Source organism: Vibrio alfacsensis, assembly GCF_019670485.1.
In the GTDB taxonomy this organism is placed as follows: Bacteria; Pseudomonadota; Gammaproteobacteria; order Enterobacterales; family Vibrionaceae; genus Vibrio; species Vibrio alfacsensis.
Genome location: NZ_AP024168.1, coordinates 62,863 through 86,779 on the forward strand (window position 1 = coordinate 62,863; position 23,917 = coordinate 86,779).

Below are 23,917 nucleotides of genomic sequence, written 5' to 3' on the forward strand. Positions count from 1 at the left end.
TCCCGTTTGAGTAAGCCCTATCTAAAGCAGAGTGTTCGTAAAGGCTTCAGATTAATACGTCTAGAAATAATCGTTGTCTTTCCTTTCTTAGTCCGTTTTTAGTAATGAAGATTTTTAAATTATTGAATTCTAAATCATAGTTTAATGAATATTCTGTTTGGATAGCCTCTTAATCCCCCAATTCTCAGTAATCAAAAATGAAAAAACTCATACTTGCATCTATGATCGCAACAGCTCTAACGGGTTGTGGCGGTGGTTCTGATGGTCAGTCTGCTTCCGCTGATAAACCAGTGATTAATGACATTCCGAAGCTGGAAGCTCAAGTTCAAAACCCAGATAGTGATGTATTTACGTATTCCATTGATGCGTTTTCTGCAAATGGTGAAGATTTGGTGTTTGGTTTGGAAGAAATCGAACACTCATGGATCAGCATAAACCCAAGAACGGGTGTGATCTCTGTGGACCTCAATCACGCGGTTGCGGGTAGCTATACGTTTGTTGTAACTGCCAGTGATAGCAACGGTACACAAAAGCAGAGTGTGACGTTAGAAATTGCAACGTTCGAGGTTGACCCAAATAATCCTGCCCCTGTTGTTGCTGATATCCCCACCATCAATGCTCGCACGAATGTCATATCTACATTCTCAATTGAAGCGATTGATACAGAACCAATGTCATTCTCTCTTCATGGCACGGAATCAAATCCGCTACCTGAGTTTGTTTCTATTGATCATAAAACGGGTTTAATCACGGTTGATGCGCACAGTGGTTCGCAAGACACTTATGAGTTTATGGCTAAAGTGTCTGATGGTAATCGAGCCATAGAAAAACCAGTGACTTTAGTGGTTACATTTTACGCGGACCCAGAAAGCCCTGACTTCCAAAATACCGTACCTTCAGTGAAAGCCATTGATCCTATTATTGTGAAAACGGGTAAAACCGCATCTTCTCAAATTTATGCCAATGACGCAGATGGTCATTTCTTATCTTACGTTTTAGCGTCGGACGCACCGGGATGGGTTTCAGTGGACCAAGATGGTGTCATCATTGCTAAACCGAGTGATGAACATGTGGGAAACTACAGTTTTAACGCGATCATTAGTGATGGATTTGTTGATGTGAATCGCTCAGTTTCTGTGTCGGTTACAAGTTCGATACCGCCAGTAACAAATACACCGCCAAGTGTCTCTTACTTTGATGATGTTCACGCCAAACCAAATAAAGAGACGATCATACGCGTGAATGCGGCTGATCCAGACGGGGATAGTCTAACATTTTCTTTAACCGAGAATCCGGATTGGGTGACGATCAATAACTCAGGTGTCATCTCTGTAAAACCGACCACAAGCGATCAGGGTAAGCACTCATTTAACGTGACCGTTTCTGATGGTATTTATAACGTAGACCGTGAAATTGCAGTACGTGTTTTCGATTCTGCCAATCATGTCGATCAAGCGGTTGTTTCTGAGGATCATACTCTAGCAACAGAAGCGCAACTGCTTGAGCGTGCAAAAGAGATTATTCTTGAAAAAGCGGTGGAGAAAGAAGCTTTATTAACTCGACTGTTCACAGGTGTTGATAGTATCGATTGGATCCCATCACACGATTCACAAATTATCACAGGTTTTTCATCGATTAATGACTCAACGGTAATCTTGCAATCGAACTCAAACCAAAGTGGTGGAGAGTCGAATGCGACACTTGCTGTGGCAGGTTCCAAGCCAAATGGTCAAAACTATGTGATTTTCGGCGGCAATCCGTTCGGCGTTCATGGTTCTGGCGATATTGATATTTACCTTAAGAATGTGATTAATTGGCTAATAGGTGAAAGCAAAAGCACTCTGAATGTCATGGCGGTAAACCAACCAAACAGCGGTTATTTCTATCACCATAACAATACGAAAACGTGGCTAGAAAATAATTACCCTGAAAGTCACACACTCAACGATTACCGTGCTTGTGAGTATGAAAATATCAAAGCGTGCGCGATGGAAAGTCGTCCTGATTTCGTGATCCTTGGCTCTGAGGATAGTGCTGGCCGTGGATACGAAAGCATCAAAGCGTCAATGGAGTACCTAGAACAGCAAAAAATTCCATTTATTTTGGTGTCCCACTTGCGCCATGCGTCCGCTTTAATTAACCCTATTCTGATTGAATCTGGTGTCACAACAGATACTAACTATTGGTCTAAAGTCACCTTGGCTGGAGCAAATAAAGATAATATCTCCGCACTCACTGATCAGCGCCTTGATGTTGTTCAAGACTTTATTAACGATGAGTATGACATGAGCGCAGTTGATGCTTGTGGCTCTAACTATATTGTTTGTGACACTGCACCGTTCTGGTCAGCATTTAGAACCAGCGCTGATGCGCTACGTAACGATATTTTATTTTTCGATAAGTTCAACATTGATCCATTCAGTGTTGACGGCTCAGAACTCGCGAAAACAATATTGCTGCTTGCTGATAAATATCGTTCCGAGATCGATTATCCAATTTCATTTAGTGAGCCGGAAGAGTGGTACCACGCGATGTTCGCAGATTGGATGGTATCTTACTCACGACCGAAAAACCTCGCACAATCAGATCTAGGTGAATACATTCACAAGGGCGATCCTGTGAAAGGCGATCTTGCGCATTACGCATACCCAGAAACCACCACGAAAACCAAAAACATCAGTGTGCCTTATGCAAACCAATGGACTGGAACAGGTTGGTATGCATTACCATCTCAACCTGTAACGTTAACGCGCACGGGAGCGGATACTCATGATGTCTTTGTTAAGTTGTACTACGCTCGTCCTAATACCAACCGAGCATTTGAAACGAATTCATATAACCGACCATTGGAATTAACCACTCAGCGTTTAACGATTCCACCACAAGGTTCTGTGACATTCTCGACGCCTTATGGTGCGCCTATTTACTTGCACATTAATGGTGATGGTGAAAGTGAACTCACAACCAACATCACGGCAAGTGGGATCACTGAGCATCCATTTATTGATGACTTCACAAGCGAAGAGCAGATTGCTCAATTCGAACAGTTAGTCAACACGACCGATCTTCCTCATGTCGATTTGAAATCTCCATCGTATGAGCAGCATGCACGAAAAGACAAGTTAGGTGAAGGCGATGTGCGCCAGTTACTAACGATGCTTCGTGATGAGCATATTAATGGAATCTATTCATTGGCAGGTTTTAAAGTACAAGGCCAAAGTTTAGAGCAGTCCACCGACAAAGATGCGATGGCCATTTGTAAAACGAAAATAGGCGTAGAGGATTGTACCGACGAAACGCTGCATGTTCGTAAGATTATCCAACATGCAAACTATGACCGCCACGCGCAATGTGGTGTAGGTTGCTCAGGAAACCCATGGGATTCGAGCTACAATATTAGCCCTAGAGGTTGGTTAGATGGGCACGAACTTGGTCATAACCTGCAAACTGGTCGACTGCGTGTGGGCTATGTGACAGAAGAAAATCGAAACCTATGGAACCAATACAGTGATCGTGCGGGTGAGAACTCAAACAATATTTTCCCTTATTATGTGATGTGGAATGGCCACGCGGTTGTTGATGGCGAAACAACGCCATTAAATGATGGCCACATGAACGGAAAAGAAACGTTCTTTGCCCTTCAATCTGATTATTCAAACGTGACGGACGCTGATGGCAACCGTGTGGTTTATACCCCTGCTTGCGGCATTTTAGATGCGGGGAAAACATCACGCCATGAAGCAATTTGGTCTAATGGTGGGTATGCGGCCATCAATGGCATTCGCATGTCTTTCTATACTCAGATGGCACTGCAAATGCACGGGAAATCACTTGCTGACGATTCAGTGTTAGAAAGCGGATGGGGTATTTACCCAATGCTTTACTTACACGAGCGTATTTACGGCAAATATGCAAAAGATGAAGCAACGTGGAACGCAAACCGCGAACGTTTAGGCTTTGCTATGTTTGATTGGAGCAATTCACACGGAACCATGAATGGTATTCAAGGTAATGATTTTATGTTGGTGTCGCTGTCGTATTTGACGGGCATGGACTGGAATTCCTACTTTGAAATGTATGGGCTACGCAACTCTGATACCGCCAAAGCACAAGCGCGCGCTCATGGTGTAAAAGGCGTGGTTCCGGTAGGCATGTATGTTCACGAACAAGATTTACCGCCTGTGAATATGTCAGCAGGTATGACTTGGTTGCCACTTGGTGAAGCTGACACAGTTTGGACGCGTGATAACAGCACTCCAGCGACGTGCCTATAATTAACTGATTATGAATTAATAGCGGCTTTCTTGCTAAAGCCGCTTTTTGCTCAAAAGCAATTCTTCATCTCCCCTATCTTTTGTAGTTGTTTAGGCTTATCAGGATTGCGCCAACAACCATTTTCCCTCTTACTTACGCCGATGAACCACAGTGTTTCTAACACTATAAAAAAGCCTTGTATTTTGTGACTTAGTCCGGTTTGACGATGGACGGCCTTTAAACCTGTGTTCGAATGAATCCAATAGGAATGGATTGCTTTATGAATATAGGAGATTGGGTGATGAGTCAGATCCCAGAATACGTCAAAGGTCACGGGTTATTGAAAAATAAATCCGTGTTGATCACCGCGGCAGCAGGCGCAGGGATCGGATTTTCTGCTGCGCAGCGTGCATTAGAAGAGGGATGTCGTGCGCTGATGATTTCAGACATCCATCCAGGTCGACTCGATCAAGCTATTACAACACTGCAAGACCAACATCCTAATACACCTGTTTATGGCCAGCTTTGCAACGTTACAAACCAGGAAGAAGTGGATGTTCTAATCGAACAAGCAGGCAGCAAACTAAGTGGTATTGATGTCCTCATTAATAACGCTGGGCTAGGTGGTCAAAAGTCCGTGGTGGAAATGAGTGACGAAGAATGGTCTCTCGTACTTGATGTCACCCTTACTGGTACTTTCCGTATGACAAGAGCGGTATTGCCTTACATGCAACAACGTAAGAAAGGCGTGATTGTTAATAATGCGTCGGTTCTTGGTTGGCGAGCGCAAAAAGAGCAGGCGCATTATGCGGCAGCAAAAGCAGGCGTGATGGCTTTGACTCGCTGTAGTGCGTTAGAAGCTGCTGAACATGGCATTCGCATTAATGCCGTATCCCCTTCGATTGCTTTACATGAATTTCTTAAAAAAGCTTCCTCTAAAGAACTTCTTGATCAACTTGCAAGTCGTGAAGCTTTTGGACGTGCAGCGGAGGTTTGGGAAGTGGCTAATGTCATGATGTTTTTAGCGAGCGACTATGCCTCATACATGACAGGTGAAGTGGTGCCTGTCAGTTCACAACGCGCTTAATGGAGAATCACAATGGCTAATGTAATTATCACTAACCCAGAGCAATTACTGGACCTAGAGGGAAAAACGTTGGGCACGACGGCTTGGCTAACCGTCTCTCAACAGCGCATTAATTTGTTCGCTGAGGCAACAAATGACCATCAGTGGATTCATGTTGATGAAGAAAAAGCAGCCCAAGGGCCTTTTGGTGCCTGCATTGCACATGGTTACCTGACGCTGTCGCTGGCGAGCGATTTTCTGTTTCAACTCATCGATATTCAAAATTTAGCGATGGGCGTTAATTATGGTTGTAACAAGATCCGCTTCCCTGCGCCAGTTCCAGTAGGCAGTGAAATTCGTGGACGCGGTGATGTGATCAGCGTAGAGCAGATCGGTGAAGCATATCAAGCCATCATTCGAATCACGATCGAAATTGAAGGTTCAGAGCGTCCGGGTTGTGTAGTGGATACCATCAGTCGTTATTCATTCAAATAAGGTCAAGGAGTAGACAATGAAAAAAGCGGTTATTGTGTCGGCGGCTCGCACCGCATTGGCGAAATCATTCCGAGGCAGCTTTAATGACACGGAAGCCCCCGTTCTTGGTGGTGCTGTGGTGAGGGAAGTGGTTGAGCGAGCTCAGATCGAACCAAGCCTCGTTGAGGACGTCATCATGGGCGCTGCGGTTCAACAAGGAACGCAGGGCTACAACATTGGCCGTCTTTGTGCGTACACCGCAGGTCTGCCTCAATCGGTACCAGGCATGGCGATCGACAGGATGTGCGCGTCTGGCCTGATGACCATCAGCGTAGCTGCGAACAATATTATGACGGGTGACATGGAAGTGGTCGTAGCCGGTGGTGTCGAGTCATTGTCACTCACGCAAAACAAGCACAAAAACAGCTACCGAGCACGCTCAGAAGCTGTTATTGAGCAAGCGCCATCAGCTTACGTTCCGATGATAGAAACCGCAGAAATTGTTGCCGAACGCTATGACATCTCTCGCCAGCAGCAAGATGAGTATGCTCTGCAAAGTCAACAACGCACGGCTGCCGCACAAGAAGCCGGCTTGTTTGATGATGAAATTGTCCCGCTTACGGTTAATAAACTTACATTTGATGAAAATCGCAAGCCTGCGGGTCACGTGGAAGTGTGCGCTGAGAAAGATGAGTGTAATCGTCCGTCAACTAACTACGAAAGCTTAGCGAAGCTAAACCCTGTTTGGCGTGACGGTGATTATGTAAAAGAGGGCCAGCATGTTACCGCGGGAAATGCCTCTCAGTTTGCTGATGGTGCGGCAGCCACACTGCTGATGAGCGAAGAGAAAGCCAAGCAGCATGGTCTCAATATCATGGGTGAGTTTAAAGGAATGGCGGTTGCTGGCTGTAAACCAGAAGAGATGGGTATTGGTCCTATATATGCAATTCCAAAGCTGCTTAACCGATTTGATTTAAAAGTGGATGATATCGGCTTGTGGGAAATCAACGAAGCGTTCGCCAGCCAAGTGATTTACTGTCGTGACAAGCTTGAGATTCCAAATGATCGCTTGAATGTCAATGGCGGCGCCATTTCTATTGGTCACCCGTTTGGTATGTCTGGCGCACGAATGGTTGGTCATGGCCTCCGTGAAGCGAAACGCCGAGGTGTTCGTTACCTTGTTGTTGCCATGTGTATTGGCGGCGGAATGGGTGCCGCAGCATTGTTTGAAGTGAACGATTAGGAGAGTCTACGTTGTCTATTCATGAGCCTACATGGTCAGACCGAAACTTCTCGTTATTGAATCTCTCGGTGACCGAACAAATCTGTCAAATTACGCTCACCCGTTCTGCCAGTCTAAATGCATTTAATCACCAAATGCGTACCGAATTAGCCGACGCTTTGACGCTTATTAATGATGACGCAAAAATTAGAACCGTGGTATTGCTGGCTGAAGGCCACTGTTTTTCTGCCGGAGCCGATGTGTCAGAACTGTCCAACGAATGTGATGACGTTCAGGTTCAATTGTTAGAAGAGTATGCGCCAATCTTCAATATGATTCGCCAGTCCGACAAAATATTTATAGCGGGTGTGCATGGTGTCGCTGCTGGCATTGGTGCGGCATTAGCGATGAGTTGCGACTTATTGGTGATGGCAGATAATGCCCAGTTATACCCGGCCTTTATGCAGCTAGGTTTGGTTCCGGATGGCGGCACCAGTTGGCACTTTATTAAGCAGCTAGGCTATCGAAAATCACTAGAGTTGTGCCTTGAAGCAAAAAGCATTGATGCTGAGATGTGCCTTAGTTTGGGCTTAACCAATAAAGTTGTAGCGCAGAGCGAATTAAAGCCATGTGCTGTAAGTTGGGCGGAAAAGCTTTCTAAGGGACCTTCAATCGCTCAACGCCATGTTAAGCCGTTACTACAACAGGTTGATAAACTGACATTCGAACAAGCATTTTCAATGGAAGCGGAGCTACAGCAGCAGTGTTTTACCAGTCAAGATTTTGAGGAAGGCTTGCTCGCCTTTTTCGAAAAACGTCAGCCAATATTTTCAAGGAAGTAGGCAAAAGGAGAGAGTAATGCGTGAATCAATGGAATTCGATGTTGTGATCGTTGGAGCGGGCCCATCCGGTTTAGCGTCTGCTTGTCGACTTATGCAACTGGCACAAGAAGCAGAAAAAGAACTGTCAGTCTGTGTGGTAGAAAAAGGGGCTGAAGTCGGCGCGCATATACTATCGGGTGCGATTGTTGAGCCTCGCGCTTTGGATGAGCTCTTCCCAAATTGGAAAGAAGACAATGCACCCCTTACTTGTGGTGTGACGCAAGACCAGGTCATGATTTTAAGAGACGAGGAGAAGAGTATTTCTTTACCTCATTTTGCCATTCCGAAACCAATGCATAACGACGGAAACTATATTGCCAGTTTGGGTAATGTGTGCCGTTGGTTGGCGCGCAAGGCGGAGGCGATGGGAGTAGAAATTTTCCCTGGTTTTTCTGCAAGTGAAGTTTTGTATCATGAAGATGGAACGGTTAAAGGGATTGCGACTGGCGACATGGGTGTAGATAAATCAGGTCAGCCCAAAGCTGGATTTATGATGGGCATGGAGCTCCATGCTAAATACACCCTATTTAGTGAGGGTGTGCGCGGTCATTTAGGTAAACAAATTATTGAACACTTTGAGCTAAATAAAGCCTGTGACCCGCAACATTATGGTTTGGGGATCAAAGAGCAGTGGGAGATCCCTGCTGAAAAACATACACCGGGTTTAGTCGTGCATGGCTCGGGTTGGCCACTAGGCAGTGAAGCTTCGGGTGGTTTTTTCCTATATCACGGTGACAATAACCAAGTTTCTGTTGGTCTTATTGTTGATCTCAATTACCGCAACCCGTACCTGAACCCTTATGAAGAATTCCAGCGCTTAAAGCATCACCCAGACATTGCCGCTCATCTCGAAGGCGGCAAGCGATTGGCATACGGTGCTCGCGCGATCTCCAAAGGTGGCCTTAACTCATTACCTTCGATGGTCTTCCCTGGCGGGATGCTGATTGGTTGTAATGCTGGTACGCTGAATGTAGCAAAAATTAAAGGCACACATACCGCAATGAAGTCAGGTATGTTAGCAGCAGAAGCGGTATTTGACGCGTGTTTGAGCGGGCAGGCAATGACGGAGACAGACTTCAATGACCGTTTTAAAGCATCTTGGCTCTACGATGAATTGTACTGTAGCCGTAACTTTGGCCCAGCACTGCATAAATTTGGTTTATGGGGCGGGGGAAGCTTTAATTATTTAGATCAGAATGTATTCGGTGGTAAAGCGCCGATAACGTTGCGAGATCGTGAGTATGACCACGCCAAGTTGCAGCCTGCCGATAAGTATGAACCAATCGAATACTCTAAGCCTGATGGTGTACTGAGCTTTGACAAAAACTCTTCGGTATTTATGTCCAATACTAATCATGAAGAAGATCAGCCTTGTCATTTGAAGTTAACGGATTCCGATATCGCTATCAAAACTAACTTTTCTATCTTTGCTGAACCCGCACAACGTTATTGCCCCGCAGGCGTGTATGAAGTGGTTGATGATGAACAGGGTAAGCGACTGCAGATAAACGCGCAAAACTGCTTGCATTGTAAGACGTGTGATATCAAAGACCCATCACAGAACATTACTTGGGTTTCGCCAGAGGGTGGCGGCGGACCAAGCTATCAAAATATGTAAGTATCGACATACCCAAGTAACGTTCGTGTAAAACTTTCACGGAGTTGCTTGGGGTTTAACGTCGTTCTATTTCAATGTCTTATCACTCTTACATTCATACGCATTGAGTTCGGCAACCTGAACACTATTTTTTCCTGTTTGTTTCACTTGATATAGCGCATGGTCCGCACAGGCTAAAGCATCTTTAACGCTCATGTTTGTGTTTTCTATTGCTACCAATCCTATGCTGACGGTGACATTGTGTCTCATGAAACATTCTTCAACCTTATGACAAATTCTTGTTGCGGTCAGGACGGCATCTTGTTGCTGTGTATATGGTAACAGTACCGCGAATTCCTCTCCTCCAATACGACCAAATAGATCGCTTTTGCGTAGCGTTTGGGAAATAAGGGTGCTGAAAGCTTGAAGAACGAGATCTCCGGTACTGTGTCCATGGGAGTCGTTAACCAGTTTGAAGTCATCAATATCTAACATCAGGATACACAGAGTTTTGTCTTCTCTTTGATGCTGTTTTAATTGTATTTCAGCAAGCTGCAAGAAATATTGCCTACTGTAGATACCCGTTAAACTATCGAAATACGCTAATTGTTCTAACTCTTTTTCTCGTGCCCTTCTCTCTGTTATATCGTTTAGGCTCCAAATGATCAGATTAGTTTTATGGTGGTGATTGCTAGCAACAAGTTCAAGCCATTTATCAATGTCGTAATTTGATAGTTTGACGTCGATTGATCGAAGTTCACTTTTATTAGTGGCGTTAAAGAGGTGCTCAATTTTTTCTTTAGACGACTGGTTAAACAATGAGAGGAAGTAGTCACTCGGATTAATACAGCGGCCGAGTATATTTATTGCTTTTGAGTTCGCTCGGACGATAAGGAAATTATGGTCGGTAACAATCAGAGCTGAAGGACTATGATCAAAAATTACTTTGAACATGTCGTTATCTGTTGGTTTGTGTTTGTCGAACGGTGACATCGTCAAACTATCCTTGTTGATAGATGTATTTTTATGCACATCTAATCATAGTAATAGTCTTTTCATTCTTCAAACTGATATTTGGTCTCTATTATTCTAATTATTTCCCTTTGCCATAATAACATCGGTTTAAGTGTCGATATATTTTACACCTAGCTGAGTCGCTATTTCTCGAAATATTATATGTAATTGATTTTAAAGCTTATAAAAATTGTTTTTCGTCTGGTATGCATATTGCTTTGTTGGTAGGGAACATATTCAGTTGTTTTTAATATGTAGGGACGTAAGTTTTAACTTGAGGACAACAACATGAAGAAATTAGTTTCTGCTAGCATTGCTGTTGCGTTACTCTCCAGCGCGTTTGGAGCAGCGGCGGCTGGCGTAGATAGAAAATTGAGTTTGGTAGGGGCGGACTTCTATTATGATCCTGCGGCAACCTATAACGAACTTGGCACCGAATTAGACCCTCTTGACCCGGAAAATGACGGTAAAATTTTGATTGATGGCGATGATAATGGGTTTGATGATGTTACCGGTAAATCGATGACTTTCGCTACGTTTAGAGATAATGGGCCTACAGGTGGGACATCTGGACTTAACGATGGCGATAGCGATGGTAAAGGTGATGCGACTTTCGGTGACTTAACGTACGCCGACCCACTAGAGAGTATTACTGTTTTAGAAGAATCGGATCCGATTGGTAGTCCAGGTGTCTTTGATAAACAAATATTAACTTATACTACTGATCCTATCGCATTAGATTTCCGAATTGTCTTAGAGCAAGGTGAAGAGGTTACTGGTGCTGGTGTCTATCAAATCGAAGAAAAATACAGCTTTTTTGATATTTTGACGCAGGACGGTGTCAAAGACTGGGGGCTAGCATTAGATGCATCATCACAAAGTGCGAGTACACTAGTGGTGAATGAATTTAGTGATGGTATGGGTTTTGAGCTTACCATCGTTTTTGCAGGGTTAGCGGGTGAATTGTTTGATGATCCCGAAGCTAATAACTTACCTTTTGACACGGTAGATCCGAACTCTGATATTACCTTTAGTTTCACTTTCCAAAATCAAACACTTTATGACTGGTCGTTGCCTGTAGAAGCTTCTGGTGATGGTAACGTCCTTTATACGTCTGTTCCTGAGCCTGGCTCTCTTGGTCTCATAGGGTTAGCGCTTGCAGGATTTGGTGTTATGCAGCGTCGTCGCAAACAGAAGTAGCTGATGTTCAATTGGAGTAAAGCGCTCTGATTCTTGATAGTGAGCATTTGTTCTTTGAAAAAACCACAAGTTGAGCTTGTGGTTTTTTGTGGGCAGTGCGAACTATTCAATAATTCGTTATTAGAAAGCCGAAAGGACTTTTAGCCATAGTCGAAAGTTTGCGTTCGCTCTAGTTTATAAGAAGGATTATTAAAGTCATTTAATACTAGAATTGAGCGCTTTTAAGTATTTGGCAGGGATGGCGTAGGTAATGGCACTCGGGTTGGACAACAAAGATTCTTTGGTCTTTTTGACAAGAACTTTGTTTATGACCGCAATGACTTGTCCCGTATTGGGATCATAGACAGGGCTACCACTGTTACCAGGGTAAGCTGTAGCATCAAGCTGATAAACACGGTATGGGTTTTTTAACGCTTTCAACTGTTTAATAGATAGAGTTTTGGTGCTTTGGGCTGGCGTGGCGACGGGAGTAATACTTGAAATGATACCGCGATGTGTTACAGGATGTAGTCCAAGTACAGCACCAATAGGAAAACCAGTGAAGGCATATAGCTCCCCCTCTCTTACACGTTTTGAGGATATGTTCAAAGGTGGTAAAGGTGAACCTGAAAGACTTAGTATGGCAAGATCGTGGGTTTTGTCGACTGCAGCTATCGTCGCATTACGCATTTCTATATTGCTACCTTGACCAACGAATACAACTAATCTGACCTTATTCTGCTTACTTATGTTTGCAGGAATAACGTGCGCATTAGTTGCAACGCGATTACCATTACCAATGATAAAACCAGTTCCAAGAATTTGTGATGTCGGTTTAGCCAGGCGATTATAAGTGCCAATAGCAACGATAGAGGGTTTAATCTTTGCTATCGTGTCTGGCAAGCTTGCGGCGCTTACGGGAAGCGCGATTGTTAACATCCAAAGCCAAGAGTAACAATAAATTCCGATTTTATTCATGCTTGGCCTTTACTATCTACTTATTGCGCTATTCGCTTCGCTTGTTCTTCAAGTTCATTTTTTGTAGCTACCAAACTCGGGTCTTTCGTGACGATATTAGACAGTACATCAGTAGCTTGTTTCACTTGTTTGTCTGAAATTAATACTTCTGCGAAATGTAACGCAATTTCGGGACTGTATTGTTTACTCGTATAAGCCAATTCGAGAAGTTCCAGTGCTTTCTGGGTATCTCCGGATTTAAATAGGCAGTATCCGTAGGTGTCTGCTATTTCAACACTTTGATTAGCGATCTCGTAGGCTTTTTTTGCAAACTCACAGGCTTTACTTGGCTGCTCTTTATCAAGATATAGCCAAGCTAAGTTATTCAGAGCAAGTGGGTTACTTGGTTGCTTTTCAAGGATCGTTTTGTATTCCTCGATTGCTTTGTCTGGTTGTGAGTCAATGTATAACTCAGCCAGTTTTAACTTAAGTGGCCAGACGGATTCACCGTACTCGTTCATCAATTGAATAAGAAAGTTTATGGCTTCGTTTTCTTGGCCATTTAAGGCATAGGCATGTGCTAATTCTCGAGCGGTAATAATTGTCGGTTTGAGATCATAGCGCGCTTTGTGCACGTTAACAGCTGCTGGATAATCTTCTTTTGCGATATAGATAATTCCCTGAAGTCTCAAAAAATTAGCGGTTTCTTGAATACCTTGTGGCAACTTAGCTAACTCACGTTGAGCCGCATTAAGTTCCCCTTTTCTATAGAGCAGCTCGGCTTTTAAGTATTGGAATCGAAAATCATTAGGAAATATTTCTATCGCGCGATTGACGAGCTTCAAACCCTCATTGAAATCCCCACTATGTTTAGCGAGTTGTATGTTGCCTATATAGGCGGCGGGGTTGTACTTCGCGAGATCAAGCCACTGCTCGTAATTACGTTTGGCTTGCGAAAGATCACCTTCAGAATAATAGAGGTTTCCAAGTAGTTTCCAAACAGCAGCATCTTTGTCTGAGTTGGGCAGTGACTCCAGTATGTCAATTGCGGCCTCTTTGCCACCACTTAACTCTAAAGCGTGTGCTTTTTGAATTTTTAGGTGACGGTTAAATGGATCGGATTTTAACTGTTTATCAATGAGTGCTATCGCTTCGGGTAGACGATTCAATTCTTGACTGTATTCAATCAGCTTTTTGCTGACATTATGGTCGTTAGGGGATTGTTCTTTAGCTGATAACAGCAATGATAGTGCTGCGTCAGGACGATTCATTAAAGATTCTATGCCTGCGAGTTCTACCAAAGCTTGTGTATTGTGGGGAGCAAGCTCTTGAACTTGGTTGTAGTATGATTTTGCTTGTTCTAATTGCCCTTTCTCTTTACTGACAATGCCTTTCACAATAAGTCCATCAATATCGCTAGGGTTCTCTTTTAGCCATTTGTTGGCAACAGCATCAGCTTCATCAAGCTCTTTGCGCAGTAAGTAGTAATTGACCAATGCGCGTTTAGCGCCGGGAAGCGCAATATTATCCTCTAATGCAGACTGTAAATCGTCAATACCAGTGAGGTCATTGTTTGCCAGCTTTATTAAACCGAGAGTCGCTTCTGCTTGGCTGCTATCGTTCTCCGACGCTTTTTGTGCTAACTCTAACGCCATGTCGTTTCGCCCAATTTTGGCAAGTTCCATGCTAGCTCTTGAGATAAAAGCGCTGTCTTCTTTAGTTTGTATGTCATAACTGTTTAAAGACTCAATGGCTTCATCGAGGTAGCCTAACTTGAGTTGAGTAACATGGTATAGGCGATTCACTATGTGATTATTTGGTAACCGGGGTGAGACTTTCTTTAAAATACGGTGTGCTTGTTCAAATTGTCCCAGTTGGAACGCAGAAACGCCTGAAATGGTCGCTGCCCTGAGGCTTTTTGAACCATTATTCAATGCCCTGTCTGCGTGGATTTTTGCATCAGCATAGTTTTTATCGGCAAATAAAATGATTGCCCTAAGTTCATTAATGTATGAACCTTGACTGTTTATTTTGAGCAATTCGTCAACAATTGGTGAGGCTTCCGCTAACCTTTTGTCGTGCACTAAAGCGTTTGCCATAAAAAACTGATACTGGATAGCCATTGGCGAAAGTTCGGAGGCTTTTTTGTAGCTTTCGTAGGCGATGTCAAAATCATTTCGTGTCATTGCCAAATGACCGTTTAATATCCAAGTGTCGCTGTTAGAATTGTCTAGCTTTAAAAGTGCATCTATTGATTTTTGAGCTTCATCTCTTTCATTTGTAGCAGAAAGGTAGGTGGCATGGGCAAGCTTTGCGTAATGTGTCTCTGTACCTGCTTGCTCTAACAATGCCTTTGTTTTCTCGACATTATTGAGCCTAATTTCTGCCATAGCAGCGATAGCAAATAGTTCGGATGATGCCAAAGAATCACTTAAATCAAACTCTTCTAAAAGTAAAACAGTCTCTTCCAGTTTATTTTGGCTCAGTAATGAGCGAGCAAGAAGTGGTACGCTATCATCGGGGCTATAACCATATTTTATCGCCCTCGATAGCTCTTTTTCAGCGTTCGAAAAATTGCCCTGTTGGAGGTAAATTTTGCCTAACATAAATCGGGCGAGTCCATCTTCTGGTGACTGTTGGATGGCATTTTTCAGCTCGATCATCGCCGCATTGGTCTCATTTTTATTGAGGTATTCCTGCGCGCTATCGATGTATTTATTATTAGCGATGCTTCCTTGTGAATACAGCAGTGCAGCTAGCGCTAACCCAATAAGGGCTGTACGGTTTGTACCGACTTCTTTCCCGTAAGACATAGTGTTTCCCTACGTAAAAATTCCTTGTAAACATATTTATGATAGTCACGATTACGTAAATGTATAAATTTAAATTAAATTTGAGCAAAACGGCCATTCACCGACCATAATTGGAAGATATGCATTGAGCAAGTTGCTCTAGTTTTATGTTTAGACAATGAAAATGACCAGGAAGGTCAAGCAGTAGATGTTAGTAGTGCTGGTATTTAAGGATAAATTTTGGAAAGTCGGAAACGTAACGATATTCAATGCGAGATTTACGAAAATCCATGTAAATCTTGGCTCCAAAATGCGTGGATTGATTTGGAGCAACGAGCTCGACCTGGTTTTTTTCTCACATGGCTATGGATTGGTACTTGGTTAGACTGTTTTGTTGGTCATTACTCGGTGATAGAGGCGAGAAGAGGCAAAAAAACGATCGGCTTGGGTATTTTGGTCAAGCAATCTAATTCTTTTTTGTTCATTCCGTTAAAAAGCAAATTTCATCTTCATCGCACAGGTATTCCAGAGCACGACCAGATATGGATAGAGTATAACGACTTTCTGCTTGATGCAGGTGATGAAAGTGATATCCGCCAAGCAATGACGGAGTGTTTAATCTATCGGGTAAAAAAGAGAGATGCGATTGTCATTGGAGCTAGTGAGAATAATAAGTTTGATGGGTTCAAACAATTAGGGCTTGTAAAGCGGACAGTTTGGGAAACCAATAATTATGCACTTGATCTCAATGCCTTGAGAGAAGACAACATATCAATACCCCAGTTTTTATCTCGCAACTCTCGCTATCAAATCACGCGAAGTATTCGAAAATACAGTGAGATTGGCCAGATCACCTTAGAAAAAGCAACGTCTACAGAGCAAGCCAAACAAATGTTACACATCGCGAAGCCATTGCACCTTGCTCGTTGGACTGACGAGCATGCACCAAGCGGCTTTTCGAATCGCAGTTTTGTCGCATTTCATGAGCTTCTCATTGAAAGGGGCATTGAAGCGGGCGTTGTGGAGCTATATCACATTAAAACTGGGGCGGAAACAATATCGGTTGTCTACAACTTCAAACACGATAATCACGTTTATTTTTACTTGTGTGCGATTAATTACGTGCATGGAAGTACGCAATACAAACCGGGGTTAGTTTCCCATTATCTTTTGATCAATAAAGCGCTCGAAGAGGGTGTAGCGTCTTACGACTTTATGGGTGGCAAAGCGCGTTACAAAGAGACTTTTTCTAATATCAAAGGTGAACTATCGGTCAATCAATATGAACACCCTAGTTCATTACTCATGCTCGAGCATGTTTTCCGCAATACAAAGCTGTGGTTAAAAAACAAGAGAAGAAGTGGTTTTTACGGTGTTAATAGGGGTGAGGTTTGAGGCAATGCTTAGTGGTAAAATGCGTTAAGGTCTACCTATCATGTTTGGTGCGATAAGAAAAAAGATTGCCATAGGATACCTATGGAATTTGCTCGCCAAGTGGCTCAATCGCAGTATAGGTTTGATATCCACGTTATGCCTGGTCAGGATCTTAGATCCTGAGGATTTCGGTATCGTCGCTTTGGCAAGTATTGTCATGGCATTTTTTGTGATGCTTTCGAACGCAGGAACCGACAAATATCTTATTAGGGTAAAAGAGTGTACTAATGAGATGCTTGATAGTGCGTGGTCATTAAATATCACATTAAAGTTCGTTTGTAGCCTAGTGCTCGCGCTCATGGCTAAGAAGCTTTCTATCTATATGAATGAACCGGTGTTAGAGAATGTACTTTTGGTTTGTTGTTTGATACCCGTTATTAGCGCATTTAAAAACGTCGGCATAGTACTTTTTGAAAGAGAATTGGATTACAAGCCGATTACACGTCTGTCCGTTGGTGTCAAAGTTGCAGTTGTCCCCATTACTTTGATTGGCGCGATATTAATTCAAAGCTATTGGGCCTTAATCATCGGTTTGTTAGCGAGCGAAATTTTGACGGTGTTAGGATCGTACCGAATTCATCCATATCGCCCTAAGTGGTCGATGACATTATGGAAAGATCAGTGGTCATTTTCTAAATGGCATTTACTCTCGACGTCTTCCGGATACATACGATCACGGATTGATGCGCTATTACTAGGTCGTTACTTAACGAGCACCGATGTTGGTGTTTATCGCGTGAGTCAAGAGTTTGCATGGCTACCCTTTACCGAAGTCATTTCTCCGGCTACGAGTTCAATGTATGCAGGTATAACACAAGTACGCGAGCATCATGAGGAACTGAAGTGTAGCATTCTCAACTATCTTGCTTTTGCATACCTACTTGTTGTTCCCTCTGCGTTTGGTATTTTTGCTCTAAGTGACTTATTTACGGAGGTCGTGCTCGGTGAAAAATGGCTAGAAGCCGCGCCTATTATCGGGCTTTTGTCTTTACTCATGCTATCAATGCCTTTGAATATTTCACTGCAGTCGGTACTGACGAACTTGTCGAAAATTAAATATTTGGTGCTGCTTGATGTGGTGATGATTTCGGCAATTGTTGGGCTGATTATCGGACTATCGAAAAGCAATAACTTTGATCTTTTATCGTACACACAGTATCGAGTAGCGTTGGTTGTGCTGTTTATGTTGATGCTTTGCGTGGCGTATAAGCTTCTTATTAATTTGTCCCCTATTCGGATTATGGCGGTTATCCTTTTGCCGACGATCCCGTCAATCGTTATGGTGAATGTAATCGCGTCGTTGAAGCCCCAATTGCACCATTCGGAAGCGATTAATCTTATTATTTTGGTCATTGCTGGCGGGATCAGTTTTGTCCCTGTGATGGTAGTGCTTATCGGTGTTACCAAAAATTGGTTTGTAGAGTATGCGCTGATATTTGATGTATTAAAAAAGTTAAAAGCATCGACTCAAAAAGGCTAACGAGCATTGAGCTTATATGGAATGAGACTCGAGTAAGTAGTGGTGGCCAGGGTAGAACAAAGTGCCAGCAATGCCGATAAGGATAGACAAGGATGTTTAATTTGAGACTCAAAGAAGAAGCAGAAACAGAAACAGAGACGCCACGTTCGGCGCTCATATTGGGGGAAGACACCAGAAGTTTTCTGTCAGTGATTCGTTCACTGGGTCGCGCTGGTTATACCGTTCATGTTGTTTGTTATGATCGTGCGAGTCATTCTTTAAGCAGCAAATACATTGCTTCTGCGTTTTTCTACAATTATCAGGCATATGACAATCAGGGATGGATTGAGAATGTTTTATGCTTGATTGAACGTTATCAGTACAGTGTGGTTTTCCCCTGTGATGAGCGCGCCATTTATCCGTTGTGGCAGGCAAGGGGGTTGCTACCTAAGAAAACCAAGCTTGCTGTCGCAAACCCTGAGTCTTTAGATGTCTTGTTCGACAAATGGAAAACAAAGCAAGTTGCAACGAAATGTCGTATTCCGGTAGCTCAAGGGGACTTAATCTCACCTAGCCAGCATAGTTATGAAGCGTTGACCAATATTTACGGGAATAAGTTTGTTTTAAAACCACTTCAATCATTTGAAATGTCATGTTTGGATAAAAGAAACAAAGTCGTTATCGTTCGTTCAAGGAATGACTATGAAGAGTTTACCAATGCTAACCCTGCTAGCGATCATTGCTTAATTGAAGAGTATTTCAGTGGTAAAGGGGAGGGGCTATCAGTATTTGCTGTCGATGGAAAAGTGGTAACCGCATTTTCCTATAAAAGGTTGGCTGAGCCCGATACTGGTGGCGGGAGTTCATATCGAGGCTCTACTGAGATCGATTCATCACAATTGCAAGCGACTCAGCGTATTTGCCAAGAAACGCGATTATCTGGACTGGCAATGTTTGAGTTTCGAAGAAATGAAGAGACGAGCGAATGGATTTTGGTCGAAATCAACGCGCGAGTCTGGGGGGGGTTACCGCTTGCCGACTACGCAGGTTTCGATTTCCCCAAACTTTATGCAGATTATTTGTGTAGTGGTAAAGTGGATGAGTGGCAACACAAACCGATACCTAATGTTACCGCGAGATCATTAACTGCAGATTTATACGAAATTAAGCGAGAAAGTGAAAAAATCGCGAATGTTATGGGGCGAACTAAAGCAAGAGCTCATATGACACAGCGTTTGTTCGGTATCCTAAAATGTGTTGCGAGTCGTGAAAGTATCGATAGTTTTCGTCTTGATGACCCCAAGCCATTTTTCTCTGAAGTAAAAGACGTAGTAGACAGTGTATTACGTCCTGCATTAAATCAACGTCGTTTTATTGTGCAGTATCGGCGGAAAGTGAAACAAAAAGAAATACGACAACTGTTTGCTACTAACCCGTACAGAAATGTCATTTTTATCTGTTACGGCAACATCATCCGTAGTCCATTTGCTGAACAGTATTTTCGCTCTCTCCTCTCCCAAAATGCTATCTCTTTGGGTATCGACTCGTTTGGTTTTCATCATAAAGAGTTGCGAAGTAGTCCTGATATTGCCGTTGAGGCAGCATCCCAGCTTCGATGTGATTTAAGCATCCACTCATCAAAATGCCTGACTCAATTAGATATCGGAGAGACGGATATCATTATCTATTTTGATGACAAGAACAGACACGCATTAGCATCTGGCTACAGAACGAATCATGCATTTTGTGCGGCAGATTTACTGGATGCTCGCTACTCTCGTTTACACGAAATTGCTGATCCGTATGAAAGTGATGTTAAGACTATCCGTAGTTGCTACGACAAAATCAAAAACGCATTAGATAATTTTCTGACGATTTATCAAGAGGCGGTAGAATGAACAAACCAAAACTGGCCATCGTGATACATGCAGAAGAAGAGTTTGATTGGGATAAAGGCTTTTATCGTTCAAATACTAGTGTTAACCACGGTGATGAACTGATCGCCGTGGTTGAAGAAATCATTCGTCGGGGAGGAAAGGTTACCCTAGCGATGGACTATCCATTTGTGTCGAGTACTGATGGGAGAAAAGTGATTGAGCATTTTCTTCCTTTCGAAAATGAAGCGATTGAGTTTGCAACACATTTACACCCTTGGGTTAATCCTCCTTTCATGCATGATATTGACAGGGAAAAAAATCGCTTATCATTTCCCGGGAATCTGCCAAGAGAATTGGAGTTCGACAAGCTCAAAATGCTGACGGAGCGAGTTCAAGAGGAGACCGGAACGCGGCCTGTCACCTATCTCGCTGGTAGGTATGGTATCGGTATAAACACTGTCGGAATACTCAAAGAGTTAGGTTATAAAATCGACTTAAGCATCTCCGCTTATTCGAATTTTTCGCATGTTGAGGGACCTAATTTTGTTAGATACACCAACAAAATGCATACGAAAGATGGGCTGATTTATATCCCACACACATGTTCTATGGGGGCGATAACTCAAGCATTCGGTAATCACCTAAATCTCAATCCTTCCACAATAGAGCGAATTCAGCAAAGTAAAATGTCTTCGTTACTTTACCGCTTGTTAAGGATATCCAAACTTCGATTGTCTCCGGAGGGGTTTTCTTATTTGCAAATGCGAACGATGACAGAGAGGCAAATCGCAATAGGCCAAGAAGAGTTTGTATTGTCATTCCATTCTCCAAGCGTATCTGTTGGAGGTACGCCTTACGTACGATCAGAAAAAGTTTTGGCCGAGTTTAAAGAGGCGTTATATCAGTATATTGATTGGTTTAATTCCATCGAAAGCAGTTCGACCTTTTTGCCCGCAAAAATGGCTGAAGAGAAAATTGCTTCAAACGCTTCCTGCTGTGATAAAACCGCTAAGGCGTTAAGTTGAGTATTCAGCAAAAGCTCACCCATGCATACCTATGGAACTTAGTAGGTCGTTGGGGACTGCGGTTTATTGGTATTGGCAGTACGTTAGTGCTAGTCCGGCTATTGCCACCTGAGGCATTCGGAATTGTTGCAACTGCGACAATTTATATTGGCTTTTTTGAAACGTTATCTGCAATTGGCGTAAAACGTTACCTAATAGCACATACGGATTTGTCCAATCGCGATCTAAACACGGCTTGGACGTTGAGGATACTCATCAAATTGGTACTAACGGTTGTGCTGATAGCATCTTCAAGTCTAATTGCATCATTTGTTGGTGAGCCAGATCTCGAGCTCATTATTATTGTGATTTCTATATCTGGTTTTTTAGGAGCATTTGGCAATATAGGGTTGGTTAAATTAGAAAAAGACGTCAACTTTAAACCGATGGTGCAACTTGGCATTGTAGTAAAGATCATAACTGCAGTCACCACGCTTGGCATTGCCTACATTCATCCAACTTATTGGGCGTTAGTGATTGGCTCTTCCGTTGGTGCATTGCTCAATATGTTCGGCTCATATATTGTCTATAAGTACACGCCAAGATTTGATTGGCGTTTTAAAATGGCGATGATTGCGAACTCGACGTGGTTGTTACTGAGGGGGGTGTTAGGTTACTCAAAGAACAGGTTTGATCTGTTTTTGGTGAGTAGTACGTTTAGTTCACAACAAGTTGGTCAATATAAAATTGCTCAGGACTTTTCGATATTACCTTTTACTGAGTTAATAGGGCCTGCAACATGGGGACTTTTCCCAGCGTTGTCTCATCTGAAAAATGATAAAAAACAGCTCTATTTAAATACTTATAAGTTTTTAGCGTTGACCTATTTGCTGATTATCCCTTCAATTGTTGGGATGTTTATTGTCTCTGAGCAATTCATTTATGTTGTGCTTGGTCAGCAATGGACTGCTGTCATTCCAATACTTGGACCGTTGTCCATAATGATGTTGGGGTATCCATTGCAGTCATTGTCCCATAATATCTATGATTATTTAGGAAAAACGAAGGTTAGCATTTTACTTGATGTTATCGCGTTGTTGTTATTAGCGGGTGTATTTTACGCGGCTTACTCATTGGCATATTTAGGTGATTTGACTCAATTTGTGTACTTAAGAGTAGCGGTCGCATTTTTTATGTTTTTTGTGACTGCAATGTTCATAAAAATCACATTAGGTTTTTCATTACGCGCTTTGAGTATCGTAATTTTGGTCCCATCTGTCGCGGCTTTGATCATGTACGCTAGTTTAGAATTCGGCTATATGAGCTATAGCAATACCTTATTGGGTCTGCTTATTAACGTTTTGCTAGGCAGTCTATATTACGGAGTTAGTGTTACAACGATTATCTATCTTGTGGGGAAAAAATCACTTATCTGGGGTTACTGGATGAGTAAAATAAGTGAAGCAAAAAGCAAATTAGCGCCAATCATCATTGATAGAATTCATCTACATCTCCGAAAATTACGCTGAAATCTGGTGAGTCTGAATCGTCCTTTTACTAGCCAACGGTTCAGGTTTTAAATGATGCTACCCGGATAAATAGGCCTGAAACGTTCGATTTTAGTGGCTGACTACAACAGCACAATTACGTTGCATGAACTAGCGGTCGTGCGTTGCTCCATGTAAAGGGTTGATAATTAATATGAAGTAAAAACAAAATATTAAATGCTCTTGTGCCAAGCGAAGAAAGTAAGATTTTGACCTTTACCTTTGATAGAGGTTTACCTGATGATAAGTGTTTGATCAAATGTTCATTCCGGTGCCAACCAGTATGGTGTTGGTTTAAAAATTTGATGCCTTTATCCAACAAGTCTATTGCTTTTTGATGTTTATTTTCATGATAAGCCACTCGAATGTTGATCAGCCAATCTTTAATAAGGACAAACTGAATGTCTTTTTGATAACGTGCATCATCTTGGTTGGCTGACAAAATCCGATAGGCATTAAACAAACTTTCTGCTTCGCCCCGTCTTTCTGCCATGATTGACCCATCTCGTTGTCTATAGTGATAGCGAATTCCGGGTAAATAGAGTTTGTTGTCACTTCTAAGTATCATTGATGGGATGATCGCAACATCTTCGAAGATAATCCCTTTAGTAAACGGCAGGCTTTTCGCTATTTCAGTTCGAAATACTTTTCCCCAGGACGTCACAGGTATTTTTTGTAGGAAAGAAAAATAAAGCTCTTCGGTTATCGAGCAGACTTTGTTTACTGAAGGTGCAAATGGCATATCTTCATGATGGTTTTCCCACTCGCGGGTAAAATCGAAAAATAAAAAATCAGGGCTCTGTCGAATTAATACGTCGAGCAATTCGGTAATTGCATGTTTAGACAACCAGTCATCTGAGTCAATAAACATGATATAGGGGCTAACGACTTCAGCTAATCCAGAGTTTCTCGATGCTGCAATGCCTTGGTTTTTATCGTGTTTAACCAGTTTAAAAATATTAGGGTATGAGTGAAGATAATTTTCGGCTATCACCATACTTGAGTCTTGACCACAATCGTCAACCAGTATGACTTCATAGCGTCCTATAGCTGAAATCTCGACAAGAGTATGTAAGCATTGAGCAAGGTACGCTTCGACATTATAGATTGGAACCACAATGCTTAAGGTTAAATTAGGTAAGGTAGCCTTCATTCCATTG

The 23,917-nt window shown here is 42.6% G+C and carries 16 protein-coding genes; 12 read left to right on the forward strand and 4 right to left on the reverse strand.

Annotated elements, in window-relative coordinates; translation table 11 throughout:
- Nucleotides 1–197 precede the first annotated feature (197 nt).
- From VA249_RS23330 to VA249_RS23355, 6 genes are all read left to right on the forward strand, one after another.
- Nucleotides 198–4,274, forward strand: a complete 4,077-nt coding sequence (locus tag VA249_RS23330) for an ImpA family metalloprotease (RefSeq protein ID WP_221072581.1) — start codon at nucleotides 198–200, stop codon at nucleotides 4,272–4,274.
- 281 nt (nucleotides 4,275–4,555) lie between these two features.
- Entirely contained in the window at nucleotides 4,556–5,341 is a 786-nt protein-coding gene (locus VA249_RS23335; RefSeq protein ID WP_221072673.1) for an SDR family oxidoreductase, read from the forward strand.
- Nucleotides 5,342–5,353: 12 nt separating this feature from the next.
- Complete coding sequence (locus tag VA249_RS23340) at nucleotides 5,354–5,815, forward strand: MaoC family dehydratase (protein WP_221072583.1); 462 nt, start codon at nucleotides 5,354–5,356, stop codon at nucleotides 5,813–5,815.
- Nucleotides 5,816–5,831: 16 nt separating this feature from the next.
- Nucleotides 5,832–7,037, forward strand: a complete 1,206-nt coding sequence (locus tag VA249_RS23345; RefSeq protein WP_221072586.1) for a thiolase family protein — start codon at nucleotides 5,832–5,834, stop codon at nucleotides 7,035–7,037.
- Nucleotides 7,038–7,048: 11 nt separating this feature from the next.
- On the forward strand, nucleotides 7,049–7,858 hold the full coding sequence (locus VA249_RS23350; protein WP_221072588.1) for an enoyl-CoA hydratase/isomerase family protein: 810 nt from the start codon (nucleotides 7,049–7,051) through the stop codon (nucleotides 7,856–7,858).
- Between the two features lie 16 nt (nucleotides 7,859–7,874).
- Nucleotides 7,875–9,515 carry an electron transfer flavoprotein-ubiquinone oxidoreductase gene (locus tag VA249_RS23355; RefSeq protein ID WP_221072590.1) on the forward strand — a complete coding sequence of 547 codons (1,641 nt, stop codon included), beginning with the start codon at nucleotides 7,875–7,877 and terminating at the stop codon, nucleotides 9,513–9,515.
- 66 nt (nucleotides 9,516–9,581) lie between these two features.
- On the opposite strand, the gene VA249_RS23360 is transcribed toward VA249_RS23355, so the two are convergent.
- The gene (locus VA249_RS23360; RefSeq protein WP_221072591.1) at nucleotides 9,582–10,487 is read right to left on the reverse strand and encodes a sensor domain-containing diguanylate cyclase; all 906 of its coding nucleotides are present in this window, start codon (nucleotides 10,485–10,487) and stop codon (nucleotides 9,582–9,584) included.
- 309 nt (nucleotides 10,488–10,796) lie between these two features.
- Between VA249_RS23360 and VA249_RS23365 the strand changes: the two genes are divergently transcribed.
- Nucleotides 10,797–11,708 (forward strand): PEP-CTERM sorting domain-containing protein, encoded by a 912-nt coding sequence (locus tag VA249_RS23365; protein ID WP_225927171.1) that lies wholly within the window; start codon nucleotides 10,797–10,799, stop codon nucleotides 11,706–11,708.
- Between the two features lie 195 nt (nucleotides 11,709–11,903).
- On the opposite strand, the gene VA249_RS23370 is transcribed toward VA249_RS23365, so the two are convergent.
- Together VA249_RS23370 and prsT are read right to left on the reverse strand one after the other, a co-directional pair.
- On the reverse strand, nucleotides 11,904–12,665 hold the full coding sequence (locus VA249_RS23370) for a S1 family peptidase (protein ID WP_225927172.1): 762 nt from the start codon (nucleotides 12,663–12,665) through the stop codon (nucleotides 11,904–11,906).
- 20 nt (nucleotides 12,666–12,685) lie between these two features.
- Complete coding sequence (prsT, locus tag VA249_RS23375) at nucleotides 12,686–15,457, reverse strand: XrtA/PEP-CTERM system TPR-repeat protein PrsT (protein WP_221072594.1); 2,772 nt, start codon at nucleotides 15,455–15,457, stop codon at nucleotides 12,686–12,688.
- Nucleotides 15,458–15,676: 219 nt separating this feature from the next.
- Here prsT and VA249_RS23380 point away from each other — a divergent pair, with 219 nt between their 5' ends.
- The 5 genes from VA249_RS23380 (at nucleotide 15,677) to VA249_RS23400 (ending at nucleotide 22,739) form a co-directional block, all read left to right on the forward strand.
- Nucleotides 15,677–16,831: a GNAT family N-acetyltransferase gene (locus VA249_RS23380; RefSeq protein ID WP_221072605.1), complete on the forward strand. Its 1,155-nt coding sequence runs from the start codon at nucleotides 15,677–15,679 to the stop codon at nucleotides 16,829–16,831.
- A gap of 40 nt (nucleotides 16,832–16,871) precedes the next feature.
- On the forward strand, nucleotides 16,872–18,350 hold the full coding sequence (locus VA249_RS23385; protein WP_221072607.1) for an oligosaccharide flippase family protein: 1,479 nt from the start codon (nucleotides 16,872–16,874) through the stop codon (nucleotides 18,348–18,350).
- A gap of 92 nt (nucleotides 18,351–18,442) precedes the next feature.
- Complete coding sequence (locus VA249_RS23390) at nucleotides 18,443–20,227, forward strand: arsenate reductase/protein-tyrosine-phosphatase family protein (RefSeq protein WP_221072609.1); 1,785 nt, start codon at nucleotides 18,443–18,445, stop codon at nucleotides 20,225–20,227.
- On the forward strand, nucleotides 20,224–21,231 hold the full coding sequence (locus VA249_RS23395; RefSeq protein WP_221072611.1) for a polysaccharide deacetylase family protein: 1,008 nt from the start codon (nucleotides 20,224–20,226) through the stop codon (nucleotides 21,229–21,231). The genes VA249_RS23390 and VA249_RS23395 overlap by 4 nt, the downstream gene beginning before the upstream one ends.
- Nucleotides 21,228–22,739: an oligosaccharide flippase family protein gene (locus tag VA249_RS23400; protein ID WP_221072614.1), complete on the forward strand. Its 1,512-nt coding sequence runs from the start codon at nucleotides 21,228–21,230 to the stop codon at nucleotides 22,737–22,739. The genes VA249_RS23395 and VA249_RS23400 overlap by 4 nt, the downstream gene beginning before the upstream one ends.
- A gap of 115 nt (nucleotides 22,740–22,854) precedes the next feature.
- On the opposite strand, the gene VA249_RS23405 is transcribed toward VA249_RS23400, so the two are convergent.
- Nucleotides 22,855–23,910 (reverse strand): glycosyltransferase family 2 protein, encoded by a 1,056-nt coding sequence (locus tag VA249_RS23405; RefSeq protein ID WP_221072616.1) that lies wholly within the window; start codon nucleotides 23,908–23,910, stop codon nucleotides 22,855–22,857.
- Between the last annotated feature and the right edge of the window lie 7 nt (nucleotides 23,911–23,917).